16 protein-coding genes and 2 pseudogenes are annotated in these 22168 nt (G+C 66.7%); 10 read left to right on the forward strand and 8 right to left on the reverse strand.

The window, feature by feature from the left end:
- Positions 1-25: 25 nt before the first annotated feature.
- On the forward strand, positions 26-487 hold the full coding sequence (locus OVA11_RS19295; RefSeq protein ID WP_268068843.1) for a hypothetical protein: 462 nt from the start codon (positions 26-28) through the stop codon (positions 485-487).
- A 68-nt stretch (positions 488-555) separates the two neighbouring features.
- A pseudogene (locus OVA11_RS19300) lies at positions 556-684 on the forward strand (hypothetical protein); the annotation flags it as partial.
- A gap of 22 nt (positions 685-706) precedes the next feature.
- Here OVA11_RS19300 and OVA11_RS19305 read toward each other — a convergent pair.
- The gene (locus tag OVA11_RS19305) at positions 707-4144 is read right to left on the reverse strand and encodes an indolepyruvate ferredoxin oxidoreductase family protein (RefSeq protein ID WP_268068844.1); all 3438 of its coding nucleotides are present in this window, start codon (positions 4142-4144) and stop codon (positions 707-709) included.
- A 142-nt stretch (positions 4145-4286) separates the two neighbouring features.
- Between OVA11_RS19305 and OVA11_RS19310 the strand changes: the two genes are divergently transcribed.
- From OVA11_RS19310 to OVA11_RS19320, 3 genes are all read left to right on the forward strand, one after another.
- Positions 4287-4784, forward strand: coding sequence for an Lrp/AsnC family transcriptional regulator (locus OVA11_RS19310; RefSeq protein WP_035045585.1), 498 nt, complete (start codon positions 4287-4289; stop codon positions 4782-4784).
- 61 nt (positions 4785-4845) lie between these two features.
- On the forward strand, positions 4846-6051 hold the full coding sequence (locus tag OVA11_RS19315; RefSeq protein WP_268068845.1) for an SMP-30/gluconolactonase/LRE family protein: 1206 nt from the start codon (positions 4846-4848) through the stop codon (positions 6049-6051).
- A 69-nt stretch (positions 6052-6120) separates the two neighbouring features.
- Positions 6121-6987 (forward strand): pirin family protein, encoded by an 867-nt coding sequence (locus OVA11_RS19320; RefSeq protein WP_268068846.1) that lies wholly within the window; start codon positions 6121-6123, stop codon positions 6985-6987.
- A 33-nt stretch (positions 6988-7020) separates the two neighbouring features.
- On the opposite strand, the gene OVA11_RS19325 is transcribed toward OVA11_RS19320, so the two are convergent.
- Positions 7021-8031, reverse strand: a complete 1011-nt coding sequence (locus OVA11_RS19325) for an amidohydrolase family protein (RefSeq protein WP_268068847.1) — start codon at positions 8029-8031, stop codon at positions 7021-7023.
- A gap of 207 nt (positions 8032-8238) precedes the next feature.
- On the opposite strand from OVA11_RS19325, the gene OVA11_RS19330 reads away from it, so the two are divergent.
- Both OVA11_RS19330 and OVA11_RS19335 read left to right on the forward strand, forming a co-directional pair.
- Entirely contained in the window at positions 8239-9273 is a 1035-nt protein-coding gene (locus OVA11_RS19330; RefSeq protein WP_268068848.1) for an adenosine deaminase, read from the forward strand.
- A 10-nt stretch (positions 9274-9283) separates the two neighbouring features.
- Positions 9284-10252, forward strand: coding sequence for a magnesium and cobalt transport protein CorA (locus OVA11_RS19335; protein WP_268068849.1), 969 nt, complete (start codon positions 9284-9286; stop codon positions 10250-10252).
- On the opposite strand, the gene OVA11_RS19340 is transcribed toward OVA11_RS19335, so the two are convergent.
- From OVA11_RS19340 to OVA11_RS19360, 6 genes and pseudogenes are all read right to left on the reverse strand, one after another.
- On the reverse strand, positions 10249-10728 hold the full coding sequence (locus OVA11_RS19340) for a DUF2199 domain-containing protein (RefSeq protein ID WP_268068850.1): 480 nt from the start codon (positions 10726-10728) through the stop codon (positions 10249-10251). The genes OVA11_RS19335 and OVA11_RS19340 overlap by 4 nt on opposite strands.
- A 57-nt stretch (positions 10729-10785) precedes the next feature.
- Positions 10786-11784 (reverse strand): DegT/DnrJ/EryC1/StrS aminotransferase family protein, encoded by a 999-nt coding sequence (locus tag OVA11_RS19345; RefSeq protein ID WP_268068851.1) that lies wholly within the window; start codon positions 11782-11784, stop codon positions 10786-10788.
- A 127-nt stretch (positions 11785-11911) separates the two neighbouring features.
- The gene (locus OVA11_RS19350; protein WP_268068852.1) at positions 11912-13465 is read right to left on the reverse strand and encodes a class I adenylate-forming enzyme family protein; all 1554 of its coding nucleotides are present in this window, start codon (positions 13463-13465) and stop codon (positions 11912-11914) included.
- Positions 13462-13603: pseudogene (locus OVA11_RS19910) on the reverse strand (hypothetical protein); the annotation flags it as partial. The gene OVA11_RS19350 and the pseudogene OVA11_RS19910, both read right to left, overlap by 4 nt.
- Before the next feature lie 19 nt (positions 13604-13622).
- Complete coding sequence (locus tag OVA11_RS19355) at positions 13623-15713, reverse strand: 3-hydroxyacyl-CoA dehydrogenase NAD-binding domain-containing protein (RefSeq protein ID WP_268068853.1); 2091 nt, start codon at positions 15711-15713, stop codon at positions 13623-13625.
- 549 nt (positions 15714-16262) lie between these two features.
- Positions 16263-17489: a serine hydrolase domain-containing protein gene (locus OVA11_RS19360; protein ID WP_268068854.1), complete on the reverse strand. Its 1227-nt coding sequence runs from the start codon at positions 17487-17489 to the stop codon at positions 16263-16265.
- A gap of 124 nt (positions 17490-17613) precedes the next feature.
- On the opposite strand from OVA11_RS19360, the gene OVA11_RS19365 reads away from it, so the two are divergent.
- The 3 genes from OVA11_RS19365 (at position 17614) to OVA11_RS19375 (ending at position 22168) form a co-directional block, all read left to right on the forward strand.
- Positions 17614-19542: an ATP-binding protein gene (locus OVA11_RS19365; protein WP_268068855.1), complete on the forward strand. Its 1929-nt coding sequence runs from the start codon at positions 17614-17616 to the stop codon at positions 19540-19542.
- A gap of 174 nt (positions 19543-19716) precedes the next feature.
- Positions 19717-20952, forward strand: a complete 1236-nt coding sequence (locus OVA11_RS19370) for a TetR/AcrR family transcriptional regulator (protein WP_268068856.1) — start codon at positions 19717-19719, stop codon at positions 20950-20952.
- 100 nt (positions 20953-21052) lie between these two features.
- Entirely contained in the window at positions 21053-22168 is a 1116-nt protein-coding gene (locus OVA11_RS19375; RefSeq protein WP_268068857.1) for a hypothetical protein, read from the forward strand.

Genomic DNA, 22168 nt, shown 5'->3' on the forward strand with positions numbered 1-22168 from the left:
GGTGGAATAGCTTCAGGACGCCATCATGAGAGAGCTGGTTGCGGCAGCGGTCCTAGCCACCGCGCTTCCTTTCCTTGCGGAAGCTGGCGAGCTAGAGGGGCCTGGGCGCTTCTGCGGCTACTCTCCGATAATCGATCTCCTGCCCGGCGAGAGGATCACCACGCTTGAGGGCGGCATCCACGGCGGAAGCTTCCGTTGGGAGGGATCGTTCGGATCGCTGGATGTGCGCGGGATCGCTTGGGCCACCCGGCCAAAAGGACGGATAGTCGAGGCGCAAGTAGGCGCAAAACCGGCGAGGTTTGCGCAACGTCGAACGAGCAAACGTTATGAGGTCGCCATTTGGAATGGTGGTCATGGCGCTGCGTATTTCAGCGCAGCGAAACCGTTGAGCGCGAACCAGTTGAAAGCAATCAGCAGAGTGAAGCTCTTCGAGGAAGGTCAGGCCCCTTCGGGCTGCAAGCTGCGAACAAGCCCTTCCTGGGAATGAGTAAAGCCGGCACGTCTTCCTGAGTCCGCTAAGGGTCGCGAACAGTCTCTCGCTTCCCCCTATAAACCCGACCTTCCCGGCGAATGCCGGGATCCAGATCGAACCCACCTGCGGCTATCCGATGAGCGCCGCGTGATGGCGCATCATCCCCCGCCGCCCCGGATGAATCTGGGCCCCGGCGTTCGCCGGGGAAGTCGGTCTATTTGATCGACATAGCCCCTACCCCCACTGCCCCCAGAGCTTCTCCTCCGCCGCCTTGGCGACCTTGACTGAGGCTTCCTTCACGTGGCCGAAGCCGCGGATCTGCTGGGGTATCTCGGCGATCTTGACCGCCAGCGGCAGGCTCTCCGGCGAAAGCCCCGCCGCCAGACGGTCTAGACCGGTCTCATACGAAGCAATCAGCCCGCGCTCCATGCGGCGCTCCTCGGTCTTTCCGAAGATGTCGAGCGCCGTGCCGCGCAGGCCCTTCATTTTCGCCATCATCGGGAAGGCGAGATCCAGCATCCAGCCGCCGAAGGCGATCTTCTTGGGCTTGCCGTCCGGCCCCTTGGGGGCCAGCAGCGGCGGGGCCAGCCAGACCTTGGCCTTGCCGCCCTTGAAGGTCCCGGCCAGCTCGGCCGCGAAACGACCGTCCGTATACAGACGAGCAACCTCGTACTCGTCCTTGTAGGCCATCAGCTTGTAGAGGTTCACCGCCGCCGCGCGGGTCAGCGGCAGGGCGCCGTCCTCGCCCGACACGGCGGTTTCAGCGCTGCGGACCTTGGCCACCTTGTCCGCATAGCGCTGGGCGTAGGCGGCGTTCTGATAAGCCGTCAGCTGTTCCGCGCGGTGGGCGATCAGAGCGTCCAGCGGCATGGTCTCGGGCGTCGGGGTCGTGTCGTCCTTCACCGTCAGGCTGGACGGGTCATGGGCCACGCGGCGGCCCAGCTCGAAGGCCTGCAGGTTGGCTTCGGCGTCGACGCCGTTCAGCTTGATCGCGCGATAGACCGCGCGGCTGGACAGCGGGATCACCCCACGCTGCCAGGCGAAGCCCACCATGATCATGTTGGCGTAGATGGCGTCGCCGAACTGCGTCTCGGCCAGGCGCTGGGCCGGGCAGGCGTCGAAGGTCTTGGTGGCGCCCTTCACGCGACGCGCCATGGCCCCGCTGTCGAACCGCACGTCACGGCTGGTGACGAAGTCGGCCGTGGGAGCGAAGTCGCTGTTGCCGAAGGCGCGCGTGCGGTCCTTGGCGTAGAGCGACAAGCCCTCGGGGCTGGCGGCGACGAGAAGATCGCAGGCGATCAGCACATCGGCGCTGGCCGCCGGCACGCGACCGCCGACGATCGTCTCTTCGGTCTCGCCGATCTTGACGTGGCTGAACACCGAGCCGCCCTTCTGGGCCAGACCCGTCATGTCGACCACACTGCCGGCGCGGCCGTCGATATGGGCGGCCATGGCCATGATCGAGGCGACCGTGGTGACACCGGTCCCGCCCACGCCCGTGAACAGGATCTTGCGCACGCCCGTCAGCGGCTCGAACTCGGGCAGCGGCGTCGACTCGGCGGTCAGGGCCGCCGGGGTCTTCTTGGACTGAGCGCTTTCGGCCCCTTCCAGGGTGATGAACGAGGGGCAGAAGCCTTCGACGCAGCTGTAGTCCTGATTGCAGGACGACTGGTTGATCTTGCGCTTGCGGCCAAACTCGGTGGCCAGGGGCTCGACCGACACGCAGTTGGACTTCACCGAGCAGTCGCCGCAGCCTTCGCAGACCAGCGGATTGATGAAGACCCGCTGGGTGGCCTTCGGCATCGAGCCCCGCTTTCGACGGCGGCGCTTTTCGGTGGCGCAGGTCTGATCGTAGAGCAGCACCGTCGTGCCAGGCGTCTCGCGCAGCATCTCCTGCACGCGCATCAGGTCCGACCGGGGGAAGATCTCAACGCCCGGCGCCAGGTCGTTGACGCCCTGGTAGCGCTCCAGGTCATCGACGACGATGACGGTCTTCTTGACGCCCTCGGCCGCCAGCTGGCGGGTGATCTGGGCGGGGGTGAAGCCGCTCTCGGCGCGCTGGCCGCCGGTCATGGCGACAGCGTCATTATAGAGCAGCTTGTAGGTGATGTTGGTCCCGGCCGCGACGGCGCCGCGAATGGCCAAGGAACCCGAGTGGTTGTAGGTGCCGTCGCCCAGGTTCTGGAAGACGTGCTTCTCGCTGGTGAACGGCGCGGCGCCCACCCAGGTCAGGCCCTCGCCGCCCATGTGGGTGTTGAGGTCGGTCATCGGGTCGTTGAACCCGGCCATATAGTGGCAGCCGATGCCGGCCAGGGCGCGGCTGCCCTCGGGCAGCTTGGTCGAGGTGTTGTGCGGGCAACCCGAGCAGAAGAACGGCTTGCGGGCCTGGTCGGCGGCAAGGCTGACGGCGGCGACGCCGGCGGCCGAGACGCGGTTCAGATAAGCTTGCGCCCGCTCCATGTGCGGCCCCTGGGGCAGGCGGTCATAGATGGCCAGCGCGATTTCGGCCACGGACAGCGAGCCCAGCTCCGACAGCAGCGGGCCGCCCTTCTCATCGGTCTTGCCGATGACGCGGGGCCGAGCCTGTGCGGGAAGATCATAGAGCGCGGCCCGAGCTTGCGGCTCGATCAGCGCGCGCTTGTGCTCGATGACCATCAGGGTCTCGAGGCCGGCGGCGAAGGCGCGCAGGCCCAAGGGCTCCAGCGGCCAGGGCATGCCGACCTTGTAGATCGAGACGCCGAGGTCAGCGGCTTCCTGCAGGGTCATGCCCATGGCCGTGAAGGCCTCCAGCACGTCCTTGTAGGCCTGACCCTGGCAGACGATGCCCAGGCGGGCCTTGCCGACCTTGACGTGCGAGGCGCCCAGGACCACGCGGTCGATGTTGTTGGCGCGGGCGAAGGCCAGGGCCGCCGGGATCTTGTGGAGCCGCATGCGCCGCTCCTTCTCCATCGGCTGGTCCTTTTGGCGGATGCCCAGGCCACCCGGCGGGAACGCGAACTCTGGAACCACGATCTGGTGGCGGTCCAGAGAGACGTCGATGGTCACGCCCGAGTCCATGGTGTCGGCCAGGGCGATCATGCCCGTCCACAGGCCCGAGAACCGCGACATCGAGATGCCGAGCAGGCCGTAGTCGAGCACCTCCTGGACGTCGGCCGGCGACAGCACCGGCATCTCGAAGTCCTGGAAGGCGAATTCCGATTGCGACGGGAGGGTCGAGCTCTTGCAGCCGTGGTCATCGCCCGCAACCGCCAGGACGCCGCCGGTCGGGAAGGTCCCGGCGAAATTGGCGTGCTTGAACACGTCGCCGGTGCGGTCGACGCCCGGCGCCTTGCCGTACCACATGCCGAACACGCCGTGATAAAGCGCGCCCGGGAACAGGTTTGCCTGCTGGCTGCCCCACACGGCGGTCGCCGCGAGGTCTTCGTTCAGGCCTTCCTGGAAGACGACATCATGCGCGGTGAGAAGCTTCTTGATGCGTGCGGCCTGCTGGTCGAGCCCGCCCAGGGGCGACCCGCGATAGCCCGACAAATAGCCACCGGTGTTCAACCCCGCCTTGCGGTCAAGGCGCTTGCGATCCAGCAGGACGCGAAGCAGGGCCTGCACCCCAGTGATGAAGGCGCGACCATCTTCGAGCACATATTTGTCGTCGAGAGTGACTTCTGAGTGCCGCATAGCAAAAATCTTCCTCCCGGGTCTTCTCGCCCACCACGCAATATCTTATAGAAGCGCGGAAAATGTTTGCCCAAGGCGTGCCCGAGTCGTGGCCGCTTTGCGCAAAATCAAAGCGCCAACGCCCTCTGGGGGGAGGAATTTCTTGTCCGAACAACTCGACGCCGTGGATGCCAAGATTCTGGATCTCATCCAACACGACGCCGGACTGTCCGTCGCGGAGATCGCCGAACGCGTAGGTCTGTCGTCCAGCCCGTGCTGGCGCCGGATCAAGCGCCTGGAAGACGCCGGCGTCATCCAGCGTCGGGTCACGATCCTCGACCGCGAGAAGCTGGGCCTGGGCTTTGAGGTGTACTGCACCGTGAAGCTCTCGCTGCCGACCAAGGAAAACCTCGACACCTTCGAACAGGCCGTCGGCAAGTGGGCCGAGGTCGTGCAGTGCGCCACCGTGACCGGCGCGGCGGACTATGAGATGCGCATCGTCACCCGCGACATGCGCGCCTTCGACGAGTTCCTGCGCGACAAGCTGCTGTCGTTGGGCCTGGTCTCGAACATCGAAAGCCGCATCGTCATCCGCGGCGTCAAGAACTCGACCGCCGTGCCGCTGGGCCTGGTCAGCCCCTATGTCAGCCCGCTGGGCTAAACGCCTGGCTGTTGGAGGGCTTGCCCTCCTCATAGCCGCCCCCGCATTTGCCGAGGGGCGGTTGCAGGCCTTCTTTCGACTACGCAGAGAGGCCGCCACCGCCGTTCGCACCGGTGACGCCAGCTTGGCCCGGACGAAGATCACCGAAGCCCTTGCCCTGATGCCGACACATCCGGGCGTACTGCTGAGCGCTGCGCGACTGACTGCGCGGCAGGATCCGGCGGCCGCGGTAGAACTGCTCCATCGCTATGCGAGCCTTGGCCTCATCCTGGATATCACAACCGACGAAGCGCTTTCGCCTCTGGCCCAGCGCCTCGACTTCGCGCCCGTCGCCGAACGGCTGGCCGCCAACCGCAAGCCCATCGGCCAACTGGCGCCCATCGCAAGCCTCGGCGGCGCGCCGTTGGCCGAGAGCGTCGCCTATGACCCAAAACGCAAGCGGCTACTGATCAGCCAGGTCCATGGCCGCAAGATCTTGGCCATCGGCGCCGACGGAACAGCCTCGGACTTCATCCCCACCGCCGACGACCTCTGGTCGGTGTTCGGGATCGTGGCCGAGCCGAAATCCCGCACGCTATGGGCCCTGACCTCGGCGGCCGATCAGGCCCGGGATCTTGCGCCCACGGCCAAGGGCTCCAACGCCCTGCTGCGTATCGACCTCGACACCGGCGAGATCATGGCCCGCTACGGCGCGCCTTTCGACGGCGCCAAGCGCCAGCTTGGCGACTTGACCGTGGCGACCGACGGAACCGTCTACGCGTCCAATAGCTTGGGCGGCGAAATCTGGCGGCTTAGGCCAGGGGGTCAGGACCTCGACCTACTGGTCCGTTCCGACGAGATCGGCTCGGCCCAGGGCCTAGCGGTCTCGCCTGATGGCTCCGCGTTGATGGTCGCCGACTATCCCAGCGGCCTGCATCGGATTGACTTGACCACTGCGGAGGTCACACCGGTCGCGCTGCCGACTGATCTGTCCCTGACCGGCGCCGACGGCGTTCTGCGCGACGGTCAGACACTGATCGTCGTCCAGAACGGCGTCACACCCCAGCGCGTCCTGCGACTCTCAATCTCTCGGGACGGCCGCAGGGTTACGCGCGGCGAGGTCATAGCCGCCAATCTGCCCGACTTGGACGAGCCCACGGGCGGCGTCATGCACGGTCGCCACTTCATCTTCGTCGCCCGCAGTCAGTGGAGCGACTTCGGCCCGAACGGCCAGCCGCGCGAGGGGCTTTCCCCCGCCAAGGTTATGTCCTTGCGCATCGCGCCCTGAGCGCGTTTTCGACAAGACGCTCCGAGCCAGTCGCGGCTAAGCTCCCCGTCGATATCCCCGGAGCCATCCATGATCGACCTCGTCTTCGACGCCCGCCGCAAGGAACTCGGCAACTTCGAGGTCGGGCGTGTGCTCCCGTTCCACGCCCATCGGATGGTGGGTCCCTTCACGTTCCTCGATCACATGGGCCCGGCGGCCTTCGACCCGGGCTTCGCCAAAAGCGCCGATGTGCGCCCGCACCCGCATATCGGGCTGTCGACCCTGACCTATCTGTTCGAGGGCGAGATCACCCACCGCGACAGCGTCGGCTCGCTGGCCGTGATCAAGCCGCATGAGGTCAACTGGATGACCGCCGGCTCGGGCATCACCCACTCCGAACGCTTCGAGGGCCTGCGCGAGCACGGCGGGCGCATGGACGGCATGCAGGCCTGGGTGGCCCTGCCGACCGAGTTCGAGGAGATCGACCCCAGCTTCACACACCACGAAGGTCCCGCCGAACTGCCCTACTACGAGAACGGTGGGCTGAAGGCGCGACTGATCGCCGGCGAGGCGTTCGGGGCGAAATCGAGCGTGCCGGTGTTCTCGCCGCTCTTTTATGTGCACTGGGAACTGGAGCCCGGCGTCACCGCCGCCCTGCCGGCAGAGTATCCTGAGCGCGCCGCCTATATCGCCGCCGGCCGCGTGGAGGTAGATGGCCGCGAGTTGGCCGAAGCCCAGATGGCGGTCTTCGCGCCAGGGGAGACGGTGGTGTTCAAGGCCCTCGAACGCTCGACCGTCATGCTGCTGGGCGGCGAGCCCGTCGGCCCGCGCTTCATCGAGTGGAACTTCGTCTCCTCGTCCAAGGACCGCATCGAGCAGGCCAAGGCCGACTGGAAGGCCGGCCGCATGAAGTTGCCCGACCTCGACCACGACGAGTTCATACCGCTGCCGGCCTAGGGGCCGCACCGCATTCGCCGACCCCTGCCCCTCTTACATCGCTCGATGTTTGGCCTGGGTCGCCTCATCCAGGCGCAGGAACCTGGCGGCGTTGTTATAGAGGATGTCTCGCTTCTGCTGGGCGGAGAGGAACGGCGCCTCTTCGATCACCGCGATCGACCGTTCGATCGTCTCGGGCCAGACCATCTGGTCCGAGCCGAACATCACCCGCTCGCCGAAGCCCGCATCGACCAGCGCCTGCAGGTAGCGGTAGAAGGCCGGGCGCGGCTGCGAGTAGACGATGACGCCGGTGTCCACATAGACCTGCGGATGGGCGTAGAGCAGCGCCAGGGTGTCATCCAGCATCGGATAGCCCGCGTGCATCACGTTGATCCGCAGCTTGGGATGCTTGACCAGCACGTCCTCCAGCAAGAGCGGGCTGCTCAGCCGGGCGCGATAGCCGGCCCCCGGCAGATAGGCCACGCCGGGCGGGCCGGGGCCGATATGGATCGCGACGGGCACGTCGGCAGCCTCGGCGGCGGCCCACAGGTTCTCCAGCCGCGGATCGTTGGGCGCGATCCCCTCGTACTGGAAGCCTAACTCGCCGATCACCGCCAGCTGGCCGGCGGCCTTGGCCTTGCCGAAATCGTCCAGCAGCACCTTGGGCTTGGACAGATCGGACATGGTCGGCATCAGACCCGGCAGGACACGGTCGGGGGCCAAAGCGCGCCAGGCCATGACCCGCTTGTAGGGTCCGCTGACCACACCGATGATGTTGCGCTTGGCCATGATCGCCAGGGTCTTGTCACGGATCTCGTCGTCGGTGGTGGGCGACCAGATCGGATCGGCGCATTTGGGCGCCTTGAACATGGCGATCAGGCCGGTGGTCCAGGGCTGGCGCTGATCCCAGGTCGGCATCGGATTGATCGGCGCGCACATGGCCAACGGCGGCGGCCCCTGCTCGTCGGCGGCCGAGGCGTGCAGGTGCATGTCGATGATCGGGTCACTCGCCCACGCCGGCACCGCGAAGGCCAGAAAACCAGCCACAAGCATCGTCACGGGCATTCGGCGCATTGGCCCTCGCATGGATCATCACCAAGCGATGGGATAACGTCGGTCGCTGGCCGCCCCAATGGAGCCCACGGGCGGTGGCCTGTAAATCCCCCACGAGCGCATCGCCTGGTTTCGCCCCCGACAGGTCATCTGACGACAAGCCTTCACACAGGCCAGGCCCGTGCTTGACCCCATCGCTGGCGCGCCCATAACTCCCCCATGACCGACGCTTCCCTCGCCCCCATCGCCTTCGCCGAGTTTGTCAGGGGCCTGCCCAAGGCCGAGCTCCACATGCATATCGAGGGCAGCCTGGAACCCGAGCTGATGTTCGAGCTGGCCCAGCGCAACGGGATCACCCTGCCCTTCGCGTCAGTCGAGGAAATCCGCGCGGCCTACGACTTCTCGAACCTGCAGGACTTCCTGGACATCTACTACCAGGGCGCGGGCGTGCTGATCACCGAAGCCGACTTCAAGGACCTGGCGCTCGCCTACTTCCGGCGCCTGGCGGCCGACGGTGGGACCCATGCCGAGATCTTTTTTGATCCGCAGACCCACACCGATCGCGGGATCGCCTTCGACACGGTGATGAACGGCCTGCTGGCCGGGATGGACGAGGCCGAGAAGACGCTGGGCGTCACCTCCAAGCTGATCCTGTGCTTCCTGCGCCACCTCTCCGAAGAGGCCGCGTTCGAGACGCTGGAGCAGGCCAAGCCCTGGCTGAACAAGCTGGCGGGCGTGGGCCTGGACAGCTCCGAGGTTGGCCACCCGCCGGCCAAGTTCGCCCGGGTTCTTCAGGCCTCGCGGGACCTGGGCTTGAAGGTCGTCGCCCACGCCGGCGAGGAAGGCCCGCCGGCCTATGTCTGGGAGGCCATCGACCTCGTAAAGGTCGACCGCATCGACCACGGCAACCGCGCGCTGGAGGACGAGACCTTGACCGCGCGCCTCGTGAAAGACGGGATCACCCTGACGGTCTGCCCGCTCTCGAACCTGAAGCTGTGCGGCGTGCCCAGCCTGGACGTTCACCCGCTCAAGCGGATGCTGGACCTGGGCCTGAAGGCGACCGTCAACTCCGACGATCCGGCCTATTTCGGCGGCTATCTGCTGGAAAACTACCTGGCCACCGCCGGCGCCGTGGGCCTGACCCGCGAGGACATCGTCACCCTGGCCAGGAACAGCTTCGCCGGCTCGTTCCTGACCGACGCCGAAAAGGCCGAACGGATCGCGGCGGTCGAGGCCTACGCGGCCGCGCACTGAGCCGCACGCCATGAGCCTGATCGCCGCCACCGCCTACAAGGCCGGACAGCCGGTCCGCGTCCTGGACCTGTCCTCGCCCGAGGACCTGGTTCCGCGCGAGGGCGAATTTGTCTGGATCGGCCTGGCCGAGCCCGACGAGACCGAACTGCGCCGCCTGCAATCGGCTTTTGGCCTGCACCCACTGGCGGTCGAGGACGCGCTGCACGCCCGCCAGACCCCCAAGGTCGAGGTCTATGGCGACCAGTTGTTCGTGGTGGCCAAGACCGCGCACCTGGAGGGTGACCGCATCGCCTATGGCGAAACCGACTTCTTCGTCGGCCGCCAGCACCTGATCACCGTCCGCCACGGCAGCGCCCGGGCCCACACCGAGCTGCGCGCCCAACTGGAGGCGGCGCCGGTCCAACTGGCCCACGGGGTCGACTATGTGCTGCACGCGGTGCTGGACTTCATCGTCGACGGCTACATGCCGATCGTCGACCAGATCGAGGAAGAGCTGCAGGGCATCGAGCAGCGGGCGCTGGACGCCTTCCTCAGCCGGGCGGAGATCACCCGCATCTTCGCCCTGCGCCGCTCGCTGATGCGGTTCAAGAAGATGCTGGGCCCGATGGCCCAGATGGCCGGCGCGTTGGAGCATCACGACCTGCCCTGCATCGACAGCGAGGTGCGGATGTACTTCCGCGATGTCCATGACCACGTGCAGCGCACCGAGATCCTGGTCGACGGCCTGCGCGAGGTGCTGACCTCGGTGTTCGAAATCGCCAGCCTGCTGGAACAGCAGCGCCAGGGGGTGATCACCCGCCAGCTGGCCGCCTGGGCCGCGATCCTGGCGGTGCCCACCGCGATCGCCGGGATTTACGGCATGAACTTCGAGCACATGCCCGAGCTGAAGTGGCAGTACGGCTACTACGGCGTGATCGGCGCCATCGTCGTGGTCTGCGGCCTGCTGTACCGGCGCTTCAAGAAGGCGGGCTGGCTTTAGGCGGCCTCGCAGACGGCAATAATCTCATGATGCCGCGCGGCGTCGATCCCGTCGCGCTGCTCTTCCGCCAGGCGGCTCTTGTCGCCCTCCAGCAGCGTGAGGGTCGGGCGCTCGTCGGGGGTCTGGAACTGGATCAGCAGGCGCGTGCCCAGGGTCGTGCCGGGATAGGGCGCGAGCCGGTTGGCCAGCTTCGCCGGATGCGGCGGCTCCTCGCGGCCGTCTTCTTCATAGAGGTCGAGATAGCGCTGGAATACCTCGGCCTCGACCTCGGCCCAGGCGCCCCAGCCGAAGTAGTCGTCCTGGCCCTTCAGCGGCACTGGCAGAATGCAGCGGATGAAGTAGCGATCGCCCCACTGGCAGAGGTCGTCGTCGTAGCGGACCTGCACATCCAGCTCAGCCTCCGGCAAGGCGAAGACCTCGTCGGGGAGTCCAAAGCCCCAGTCCAGGGAAAGCGGCTCAGAGGAGGCCTTGGCCATCGGATCTCTCGGCGTGAAAACGACGCGCCGATGCTTAAGGCAAGTGGGCTCCGGCCTCTACCCCAGCGCCGCGCGCAGCGCGTCGCAGAGGCGGTCGAGGCCCTCGATGTCGAGGTTCGGGTCCAGGGTCACCACCACGGTCGAGGCCGCCAGGTGATCGGCGTTGGGGGTTTCGTCGGCGGCGAGCGTGCGGTCTCGGACCGAACAGCTGGCGGGCACGCCGGCCGCCTGGAGCTTCCAGGCCACAGCGCCGGCGTCGTCGGTCGGCAGGCTGAGCGCGCAAACCGGCGAAATCCAGCTCATGCCCCAGCCGGGCTGAAAACCGACGCCGCTGTCGAGCAGCAGAACGCGCAACTGCTGGGCCGTGCCACAAAGGCGCTGACGCAGGCCCGGCCAGGCGGCGAGACCGTCTTCGCCCGCGAAGGGGGCGGCCTCGACGGTGTTGACGGGAATAGCGTCCTCGCAGACGAGGAACACGCCCTGCCCGCTGGGCAGCCCCACCAGCACCGGCACCGGGGCTTCGATGATCACGTCGAACGCGCCGTGAGCGTCGACCAGGATCGGCAGCCCCGTCTCGTCGCGGAAGGCGGCCCAGGCGCGCATGTCGGGCGCGCGGCCGTGGGCCGCCGCCGGCACGATGGCCTCCAGCGGTCCCGGCGCCTCGGGCAGACGCTCGCGCAGATGGTCGGTGTCGAACATGGCGCTGAACGGGTCGACATCGACGAGCCACGCCTTGAGCCCAGCGGCGGCGACGCCGGCCAGGGTCTCCGGATCGGCCAGAGCCGAGACCACGCAGACACCACCCTCGCGCACGCCCAGAGCCTTCAGCGTCGCAGCCGTGGCCTCGACCCGCGCGGCGAAGGCGCGCGCAGCGACCGGACGGACAAAGCGGGCGGTCAGGCGCTGCTCGAGATCAGACGTATGGCCCGCTGCGCCCAGCGCCTGGGCGACCGCATCGAAATCGATCGGCGCGCCTGGCGCGCGGACAAGGGCTTTCGCCTCACGCGCCAGGTCGGCGAGAGCATTGATCGGAGCGGCGACGGGCTTCGGGCGCATGAGCTTGAACGCAATCCACGACGAACCGGGCGACCTGATGGCCGCACCATTTGGTTAAGCAACCGTATTCATCGATTCCGCTCGCCCTAATGCGGCGCGCGGTCGCGGCAAGAAGCGCCGCACAAGCCTACTGACTGGGCGACTTTTGCCATGAGTCGCGCAGTTCGCGCTTCAGGACCTTACCGATGTGGCTGCGCGGCAAACTGTCCACGACGACGACCTCGGCTAGTCTCTGGGTCTTGCCGACCTGACCGTTGACGAAGGCCTTGATGGCGTCGGCCTCGGCGGCCTGGCTGCTCTTCAGCGCCACAAAGGCCACCGGCGTCTCGCCCCACGCGTCGGAGGGCACGCCGACCACCGCTGCCTCGACCACCGCCGGATGTTTGACCAACACGGCCTCCAGGTCGGACGGATAGATATTGAACCCGCCGCTGATGATCATGTCCTTCTTGCGATCCATCAGGGTGAGGAAGCCTTCCTCGTCGAACCGGCCGACATCGCCGGTGCGGATGAAGGTCCAGCCCTCGGGCGAGACCCAGGTCGCCTCGGCGGTCTTGTCGGGACGGCCGTGATAGCCATTCATCATGCTGGCCGAACGGCCGACGATCTCGCCGACCACGCCGGGCCCGACCTGCCGGCCATCCTCGTCCACCAGCCGGATGTCATGGCCGGGCGCCGGACGTCCAACGGTGTGCAGTTTGTCCGGATGCTCGTGGGCCATCAGGATGCACGTGCCGCCGCCTTCGGTCATGCCGAAGTATTCGACCAGGCCGCCGGGCCAGCGCTTGAGAACCTGAGCCTTGAGGTCGGCGGCGAACGGGGCGCTGGTGCAGAACTTCATCCGCGTGGACGAAAGATCGTAGCGGTCGAAGTCCGGGTGCTCCAGCAGCCGGCGGTACTGCACCGGCACCAGCATGGTGTGGGTGATGCGGTGCTTGGCGGCCAACTCCAGATAGCGCACCACGTCGAACTTCTTCATCAGCACCACGGTCCCACCGCCCGCCAGGGTCGGGAAGAAGCAAACCAGCGTGGTGTTCGAATAGAGCGGTGTCGACAACAGGCTGACCGGCGTGTGGCCATAGCCGATCGCGTCGCCGACGAAGATGTGTTTCCAGCGCATGCCGTGCGACTGGATGATGCCCTTGGGCGTGCCGGTCGTGCCGCTGGAATAGATGATGTTGAACGGGTGCTTGGGGCCGATCTCGACCGGCGTGGGCGCGGCGCCCTCGGGGGCCAGCCAGGCGTCGAAGGCCTCTCCGGCGGCGGAACCATCGAGCGCGATCTGGCGCACAGGGACCGGCGCGGGCTTCTGGGCCTCGGCGACGCCGGCGTCCAGAAAGAATAGCTTGGCGCCGCAGTCGGCGACCATGCCGGCGATCGACTCCGGCGTCGATGACGGCGCGATCGGGGCCACCGCGACCCCGGCCCGCAAGGCGCCCAGGAACAGCGCCGCATAGGGGATGGACGAAAGGGCGCAGACCGCAACGGCCTCGCCCGGCGCCACGCCGTCGCGCTGCAGGGCTGCGGCCACCCGGTCGACCAGCGCGTCGAACTGGGCGTAGGTGACGGCCTCGCCCGTCTCCATGACCACCGCCAGACGATCGGGATTTTCCAGGGCCCGCTCGCGCAGGATGTCACCGATAGTCCCATAGTCGGCGGCGATCATGGCGGCGAGGGTCATGCACTCTTCCTCAAAAACGCAAAAACCCGTGTCATCCCGAGCGGCGAAGCCGACCCGGGACTCAGAGGCCAAGCGCGATGCGGCTGCCCCTGGGTCCCGGCTCTCCGCTGCGCTGCGGCCGGGATGACACGCTAATTTTGAAGCTAGAAGAACGCGATCAGGCGTCCTTGAAGCCCTTGCCTTCGGCGACCAGGCGCTCGAGCAGGGCCGAGGGCTTGAAGTCGTCGCCGAGTTCGGCGTGGAACTGCTTCATCTTGGCCAGGACCTTGTCGAGGCCCACCAGCTCGCCCCAGAACATCGGGCCGCCGCTGTAGACCGGCCAGCCGTAGCCGTTGATCCAGACGATATCGATGTCGGAGGCCCGGATGGCCTTGCCTTCCTCGAGGATCTTCGCGCCCTCGTTGACCATCGGATAGAGGCACCGTTCCAGGATCTCCTGGTCGGTGATCTCGCGGCGCTGGATCTGACGCTTCTCGGCGAAGTCGCGGATCACCTCCTCGACGACGGGCGAAGGCTTGGCGTTGCGGTTCTCGTCGTAGTCGTAGAAGCCCTTGCCGTTCTTCTGGCCGCGACGGTCCATTTCGCAGAGCACTTCACGGACGGTCGAGGAGCTGGTCTTGGCCGGATCCCAGCCGATGTCGAGACCCGCCAGATCGCTCATCGCAAACGGCCCCATCGGCAGGCCGAAGTCGTAAAGCACCCGGTCGACATCCCAGGGCATCGCGCCTTCCAGGATCAGCTTCTGGGCCTCGCGCTGGCGCTGGGCCAGCATGCGGTTGCCGACGAAGCCGTAGCAGACACCGACCAGCACCGGCACCTTGCCGATGGTCTTGGACAGCTTCATGCAGGTGGCGATGACGTCCTTGCTGGTCTTGTCGCCGCGCACCAGCTCCAGCAGGCGCATGACATTGGCCGGCGAGAAGAAGTGCGTACCGATCACGCTTTCCGGACGGCTGGTGCAGGCGGCGATCTCGTCGACATTCAGGTACGAGGTGTTAGTGGCCAGGATCGCGCCGGGCTTGGCGATCTTGTCCAGCTTGCCGAAGACCTCCTTCTTGATCTCCATCAGCTCGAACACGGCCTCGATGATCATGTCGCAGTCGGCCAGGGCCTCCATTTCCATGGAGGGCGTCAGCAGCGCCATGCGCTTTTCGACGTCGTCCTGGGTCAGGCGGCCCTTCTTGGCGGTGTTCTCGTAGTTCTTGCGGATGACGCCCACGCCGCGTTCGAGGTTCTCCTGCTTGGCCTCGATGATCGTCACCGGGATGCCGGCGTTGAGGAAGTTCATGGCGATGCCGCCGCCCATGGTGCCGGCGCCAATGACGCCGACCTTCTTGACGGGAATAGTCGGGGTGTCGTCCGGCACGTCCGGGATCTTGGCGGCTTGGCGCTCGGCGAAAAACACATAGCGCTGGGCGGCCGACTGGCTGCCGGTCATCAGCTCCATGAACAGCTTGCGCTCAGCCTTAAGACCTTCGTCGAAGGGCAGGTTCACCGCCGCCTCGATGCACCTGATGTTGTTCTCCGGAGCCATGAAGCCGCGGAACTTCTTGGCGTTGGCCTTCCGGAAGGCTTCGAAGATCTCGGGCTTGCCACGCGCGGCCTCGACCTTTTCGTTCAGGTCACGGACCTTCTTGAGCGGACGGTTCTCGGCGACAACGGCCTTGGCGAAGGCGATCGCGCCCTCGCGCAGCTTGCCCTCCTCAACCAGTTCATCGAACAGGCCCATGGCGTGCGCCGCCTTGGCCGGCACGTGCTGACCGCTGGTGACCATCTCCAGGGCCTTCTCGACACCGACGATGCGCGGCAGGCGCTGCGTGCCGCCCGCGCCCGGCAGGAGGCCGATGTTGACTTCCGGCAGGCCGGCCTTGGCCGACGGGACGGCCACGCGGTAGTTGGCCACCAGCGCCACTTCCAGGCCACCGCCCAGGGCGGTGCCATGGATCGCGGCGATCACCGGCTTGGGCGAGTTCTCAATCGTGTTCTGGACGTCCTGCAGCGAGGGTCCGGTCATCGCCTTGCCGAACTCGGTGATGTCGGCGCCGGCGATGAAGGTCTTGCCGTCGCAGATCAGGACGATGGCCTTGACGGCGGCGTCGGCGATCGCGGCGTCAAACGCGCCCTGCAGACCCTCGCGGACGACGGCCGACAGCGCATTGACCGGCGGCGAGTTGAGCGTGACGACGCCGATGTCGCCTTCGACAGAGAAATCGGTGACGGCGTTGATCGCGGCCATGGCGGCTTCCACCCTTGTTTTCTTGGTTTGAACGGTTGTTTGACAGCAGCGTGCATGCTCCGTCGCGGATGTCCAGACCTACGCGACGGCGCCCATTTCGCGGGCGCCGCCAGTTGACGGCCACAAAGCCATACTCCAAATTCGAAATCAGAAGTTCGGCCGAGATCATCCGCAGGGTGGAGGGGGCGTCGGTGGGCTGACCGACACTGCAGCTACCTGAAATGCAGAGAAAATGATCCGCGCCGGGGAGGACGTTCGCGGGAATTCATGGGCTTTGGATGCGCCTTGCACGCGTCCTGACGTTTCGAAGTCGGTGGATTTCGCGAGCGTGACGTATTGCTCGCAATGCGTCGGACTTTGGTAAAGCGCAACTCGGCGCGGGAGCCTCTCCCGCGCCGTTTTCTTGATGGGGTTAAGCGCCCCCTCCGTCTCGTCGCTTCGCGCCGATCCACCTCCCCCGCAAGCGGGGCAGGAGAGAGAGCTTTCCTCCTCCCTCGAGAAACGGGGGAGGTGGCGCGCGGCCCGGCCGCGCGACGGAGGGGGCGCTCACCTGCTCCAGCCCTACCCCGCCGCCTCGGTGAAGCTCGAATAGACCAGTGTGCGCAGCTCGCGACGGATCGGGTACGAGGTCGACGGCATCAGCTGGGTCATGAACACCACCGCCAGATCCTCGACCGGATCGATCCAGAACGCCGTCGAGGCCATGCCACCCCAGAAGTACTCGCCCAGCGATCCCAGGTTCTTGGTCCGCGCCTGATCGATGGTCATGGCGAAGCCGAGACCAAAGCCCAAGCCCTCGAAGACCGCCTCGCTGAACAGCGACTTGGACGCCTGAACCAGCTCCTGACCACCGGGGATATGGTTCATGGTCATCAGCTTGATCGTCTTGGGGCTGAGCAGGCGCACGCCGTCCAGCTCGCCGCCGTTCAGCAGCATGCGGCAGAAGCGCATGTAGTCGTCGGCCGTCGAGACCAGGCCGCCGCCGCCCGACTTCACCGAGGGGGCGGACAGGTACCGGCTCTTCTCGGGATCGTCCTGCAACACCACCTTGCCCGAGGGCGTCAGGGCGTAACAGGCGGTGAAGCGCTCACGCTGGCCTTCCGGCACGAAGAAGCCGGTGTCGATCATCTTCAGCGGATCGAAGATCCGGGTCTTCAGGAACACGTCGAACGGCATGCCCGAGATCACCTCGACCAGATAGCCGAGCACATCCGTCGCGACCGAGTAGTTCCAGGCCTCGCCGGGCGAGAACTCCAGCGGCACCGTCCCGAGGGTCTCGACGAAGGTCTTCAGGCCGCCCTCGCTGTCCACGCCATCCAGCTTCAGCTTGCGATAGGCTGCGTCGACATTGGTCCGCTGCTGGAAGCCGTAGGTCAGGCCCGAGGTGTGGCGCAGCAGGTCGATGGTGCGCATCGGCTCCTTGGTGCGCGTCGTCTGGAAGGCTCCGGCGACGCCGGCCTGAAAGACCCCGATATCCCGCCACGCCGGGATGAAGCGATGCACCGGGTCGTCCAGCGAAGCCAGCCCCTCCTCAACCAGCATCATGAAGGCGACGCTGGTGATGGGCTTGGTCATCGAATAGATGCGGAACAGGCTGTCGGCCTTCAGCGGCTTGCCGCGCTCGACGTCGGCGCTGCCCAGCACCGAGGTGTGGGCCAGTTGTCCACGCCGCCAGACTTGGGTCAGGGCGCAGGGCAGTTTTCCCGTATCGATGTACTTGGCCTGAATGAAGCTATCGATGCGCTTCAGGCGCTCGGACGATAGTCCTACGGCTTCCGGCGTGCTCATTGTCCTGCTCTCCCCTCTATTCACGTCTTGATTGGCTCGGACCAGGACTCGCGCCGAGGCGATATGCCGCAACGTAAACTTTACCCAACCCTGCGCATCATCGATTGAAGACGAGCGAAGCGGGATGGGCAAGCGGTTGGATACAAAGGCCGGCGCCAGAATCGAAGCCGCTGCGGCTGACTGGTTCTTCCAGAACAGCCTCGACATGTTCGTTGTGCTGCGCGACAGCCGGATCATCCGCGTCAATCCCGCCTGGAGCCAACTGACAGGCTGGGCCGCCGAAGACACGCTGGGCCGCGAAATCCGCGACTTCTTTCATCTGCATGACACCGAGGTTCTGACCGCCGCCGGTCACACGCTGAAGACCGTGGGTCACGCCCACAGCGAAAATCGCCTGGCCCGAAAGGGCGGCGGTTGGCTGTGGGTCCGCACCCAGTCGACCATCCTGGAAGGCGGCGGCCAGTTGATCGTCTTTCAGGACATCAGCGAGGACCGGGCGCGCGAGGCCGCCCGCCTGCAGGCCGAGCGTTCCAACGAACTTCTGCGCAACGCCGCCGGCGTCTATGTCTGGCGGTTCAATCCCCGCAGGGGCGTCTATGCGTTCGACCAGGACATCCCGACGCCCAGCGCCCCGGAGGGCGGCGCGCGGACCATGACCGTCGCCGAGATGACCCTGTCGATCCATCCCGAGGACAGCGCCCGGGTTTGGCAGGCGTTCTCGCGAACCCTGAAGACCGGCGAGCATGTCGAAATCGACTACCGCTATCTCGACCCCGGCGCCGACGACTGGATCCACCTGCACGTGGCCTGGCGCGGCGTGCGCGGATCCAGCCCCGATACCTATGACGTCATCGGCATCACGCAGAACGTCACCGAGCTGGTCGCCGCGCGCGACGCCGCCCTGGCCGCCGCCGAGACCAAGTCCCAGTTCCTGGCCAATATGAGCCACGAGATCCGGACGCCCATGAACGGCGTGCTGGGCGTGCTGCACCTGCTGAAGACCGAGAAGCTCTCGGACGACGGACGACGCCTGCTGACAGAGGCGCTGGGCTGCGGCGTGATGTTATCCGAGCTTCTCAACGACATCATCGACTTCTCCAAGATCGAGGCCGGCAAGCTCGAGCTGTCCGCCGAGCCCGTCTGTCCCGCCGAGCTGCTTCGGGGCGTGGCCGACATGCTGCGCGCCCAGGCCGAGGCCAAGGGGCTGTACCTGCGGGTGGAGGCCTCGGACGACCTCGGCTGGGTGGCGACCGACCCGCTGCGGCTGCGCCAGGCGCTGTTCAATCTGATCGGCAATGCGGTGAAGTTCACCCTGGAGGGCGGCGTCGTCGCGCGGCTTTCAGGGCGACGGATCGACAGCCCTGATGGCGCGCGCTTGCGCCTGCGCTTCGAGATCGACGACACCGGCGTGGGCATCGGCGAGGACGCCGGAGCGCGCCTGTTCGAGCGCTTCCGTCAGGGCGACGGCTCGACGACCCGCCGCTTCGGCGGCTCGGGTCTGGGCCTGGCCATCTGCCGGCGGCTCGCCGAGTTGATGGGCGGCGAGGTCGGCTTCGAGAGCCAACTGGGCAAGGGGTCGACCTTCTGGCTGGAGGTTGAGACCCAGGCCTGTGCGCGCCCGGATACGCAGGAGACGCTGGCCGACGGCCCTCTGTTCGACGGGCTGCGCGTCCTGCTGGTCGAAGACAACGCGACCAACCGGCTGATCGCCACACGCATGCTCGAGGCCTTGGGCGCCCGCGTGACCACCGCCGAGGATGGCTCACAGGGCGTCACGGCGGCGCGACAGGGCTTCGACCTGATCCTCATGGACATCCAGATGCCGGTCATGGACGGCGTCGAGGCCACCCATCGCATCCGTGCGCTCAACAGCCCCGCAGGCGCCGCGCCGATCCTGGCCATGACCGCCAACGCCATGGCGCATCAGCAGGCGAGCTACCTCGCTGCGGGGATGGATGGGGCGATCGCCAAGCCGCTTTCGCCCTTGGCCCTGACCCAGGCCATCGCCGCCGCCCTGACCCTGGACCCTTCGCGCCAGCGCAAGGCCTCCTAAGCCGACCTCAAAGACGCCGGGCTTGCAACAATCCTGACAAAACGGGGCTGTAGGCAGGCGCTATCGTCCTGCAACGGACGTCATCGGCCTTTAAGCCGGCCCGATGGACGCCTAGATTGGACGCGAGAGTCTGATGGCCGGCGCGACCGTCGGTCATGATGGGACCCCAGGGATTTGAAGGCGATGGACGACGGTCGGATCGCGGGAGCGGCCACGGCGCGCTACGCACGGAAGAAGGAGACGATCCTGGCGGCGGCCACGGCGATCCTGAACCGTCAGGGCGTACGCGGCATGACCCTGGCCGATGTCGCCGCCAGTGTTGGCCTCAACACCACCAGCGTCACCTACTACTATCGCAAGAAGGACGATCTGGCCGCCGCCTGCTTCATGCGCGGGCTTGAGCGCTTCGAAGCCATGGTGGAGCGGGCCGCCGACGAGGCGACGCCCGCCGCGCGGATCATCAAGTTCCTGGATCTGTATCTCGACCTGAACCGCCGTGTACGGCTGGGCGAGGCCACGCCTCTGACCAGCTTCGCCGAGATCAAGGCGCTGAAGGAACCTCTGCGGGGCTCGGTCATCGGCGCGTTCAACGATCTCTTCCGGCGGGTGCGCGGCTTCTTCGACGACCCCGCCCTGACGCATCTCGACAAGCGCCAGCGCAACGCGCGCACCCATCTGTTGATGGAGCAGGTGTTCTGGTCCGGCCGCTGGCTGCGCCGCTATGACGTCGAGGACTATGGGCGGGTGCTCGAGCGGATGAGCGACATTCTGCTGAACGGCTTGCCGACGGCGGAGCGCGGCTGGAATCCCCACGCTCTGCCCGATCCGACGCCGCTGTCGCCCGAAGGTCTGGAGTGGCGCGAAACCTTCCTGGTGGCGGCGACCCGCCTGATCAATCAACGCGGCTATCGCGGGGCCTCGGTCGAGGACATCTCGGCTGCGCTCAACGTGACCAAGGGGTCGTTCTACCATCACCACGACGACAAGGACGCCCTGGTCGCCGAGTGCTTCGAGCGCACCTTCACCGTCACGCGCCGCTCCCAGCTCGACGCTCGCGCCCTGCCGACCGACAGCTGGACCCAGCTTGTCTCGACGGCCGCCGGCCTGACCAGCTACCAATTGTCCGAACACGGCCCATTGCTGCGCGCCTCATCGCTAGGCGCCCTGCCCGAACCGCTGCGCAGCGATATGGCGGACGGCTATATGCGCGGCTGGCAACGCTTTGCGTCGATCATCTCCGATGGCGTCGCTGACGGATCGATCCGCGCAATCGACGCCAGCATCGCCGCGCACATGATCAACTCGATGCTGAACGCCGCCGCCTCTCTGGAGGCCTGGGTTCCTGGCTTGCAGCGGGAGGAGGCCGCGGACCTGTTCGCTCGGCCGCTGCTGACCGGCGTCCTGAGCTAAGGGCTTTTCAAGCGCCGCGCGCGACCCATTAACCATAGGGCGCCCAAGCCAGGCGAGGACTGCTACCTTTAAGTCCTTGATTCGCTAGAAGTCGCGCGACATGACGACGATCAATCCGTATGCGTCGACCTATGCGCCAGGCCTCACCGCAGGCCAGACGGCGGCCCAGCGCGCCAGTCAGGCGGCGGCCCAGGCCAAGACCCGCGACCAGAGCGAGACGATCAACACCCCGGCGGTGAACGTCACCCTGTCGCCCGCCGCGCAAGCCGCGCTGAAGGCGCAAACCGACTCCCGCGCGATCGAGGCCGTGGTCGCCGAGGCCAAGACCCAGATCACGGCGCGGCTCAAGGCGGCGGGGGCGACCAGCGCCTTGAAGGAGGGAAACGCCACCATCGATCTGTCGGCCCTGGATCGCCGCACGCTGCACGCGGTGGCCAGCAACAAGGGCGACCAGTTTCCGATCGACCAGCAGGTCGTCGCCGCGCTCGCTCTGAAGTCCCGGCAGGACGCCGTGCTTGCAGGTCCCGCCGCCCAGGCGCGGCTGACCGGCGACTATGCGGGCCTCTATCAGGCGGCGCTGGATCACCTGGATACGGCGGGCCCCGAGGAGAAGAGCTCGGCCGCCTGGAGCCGCGAGCACGACGCGCTGATCGAAGGGCGCAAACAGGCCCTCGCCCGCCCGGGCCTGGCGCCTGCGGGGATCGAGAACGACAGCGTCGCAGCCTATATGAAGGAGACCGGCAGCGCCGTCGCCGGCGCCAAGACCCGCGACTTCAGCAAGGTCGCCGGTGACGTCCGCGTGGCTCTGGACAAGCAGTATGAGCTGGCCTTCGCTCCTGAGGCGGCCAAGGATCGTGACAGCGGCGAGATCGATTTCCGCCGCTTCGACGATCGCTCGCTGTCGGCCATCGCGCTCAACAAGGACGACCAGTTCTCGACCCACGAGATCGCGGAGGCCAAGACCGAGCTCCGCGCCCGCGACAGCGCCGCCATCAAGGCCAGCTACCAGTCCACCGCCGAGGAGGCGGGCGGCTTTGGCAAGGCGATGATCACCCGCTATGCGGCCATGACTGTTGAGGAACGGCAAGCCGGCGGCTGGACGCCCGAGATCTACGCCCGGATGACCGATCTTCAGGCTTCACGCGAAAAACTGGCGCAGATGTTCAACGCCGACGGCTCGCTCGCGAGCCCGCCCAGCCTGCTGGGCTGGCTGTAG

This window comes from Caulobacter sp. SL161 (assembly GCF_026672375.1).
Taxonomy (GTDB): Bacteria; Pseudomonadota; Alphaproteobacteria; order Caulobacterales; family Caulobacteraceae; genus Caulobacter.

Coding starts and splice junctions, on each gene's coding strand:
- OVA11_RS19350 (WP_268068852.1), bottom strand. CDS start 13,465: ATGACCCTCGCCGCCATGATCGCCGCCGACTATGGGACTATCGGTGAC.
- OVA11_RS19375 (WP_268068857.1), top strand. CDS start 21,053: ATGACGACGATCAATCCGTATGCGTCGACCTATGCGCCAGGCCTCACC.
- OVA11_RS19325 (WP_268068847.1), bottom strand. CDS start 8,031: ATGCCCGTGACGATGCTTGTGGCTGGTTTTCTGGCCTTCGCGGTGCCG.
- OVA11_RS19295 (WP_268068843.1), top strand. CDS start 26: ATGAGAGAGCTGGTTGCGGCAGCGGTCCTAGCCACCGCGCTTCCTTTC.
- OVA11_RS19320 (WP_268068846.1), top strand. CDS start 6,121: ATGATCGACCTCGTCTTCGACGCCCGCCGCAAGGAACTCGGCAACTTC.
- OVA11_RS19330 (WP_268068848.1), top strand. CDS start 8,239: ATGACCGACGCTTCCCTCGCCCCCATCGCCTTCGCCGAGTTTGTCAGG.
- OVA11_RS19305 (WP_268068844.1), bottom strand. CDS start 4,144: ATGCGGCACTCAGAAGTCACTCTCGACGACAAATATGTGCTCGAAGAT.
- OVA11_RS19360 (WP_268068854.1), bottom strand. CDS start 17,489: ATGAGCACGCCGGAAGCCGTAGGACTATCGTCCGAGCGCCTGAAGCGC.
- OVA11_RS19365 (WP_268068855.1), top strand. CDS start 17,614: ATGGGCAAGCGGTTGGATACAAAGGCCGGCGCCAGAATCGAAGCCGCT.
- OVA11_RS19345 (WP_268068851.1), bottom strand. CDS start 11,784: ATGCGCCCGAAGCCCGTCGCCGCTCCGATCAATGCTCTCGCCGACCTG.
- OVA11_RS19340 (WP_268068850.1), bottom strand. CDS start 10,728: ATGGCCAAGGCCTCCTCTGAGCCGCTTTCCCTGGACTGGGGCTTTGGA.
- OVA11_RS19335 (WP_268068849.1), top strand. CDS start 9,284: ATGAGCCTGATCGCCGCCACCGCCTACAAGGCCGGACAGCCGGTCCGC.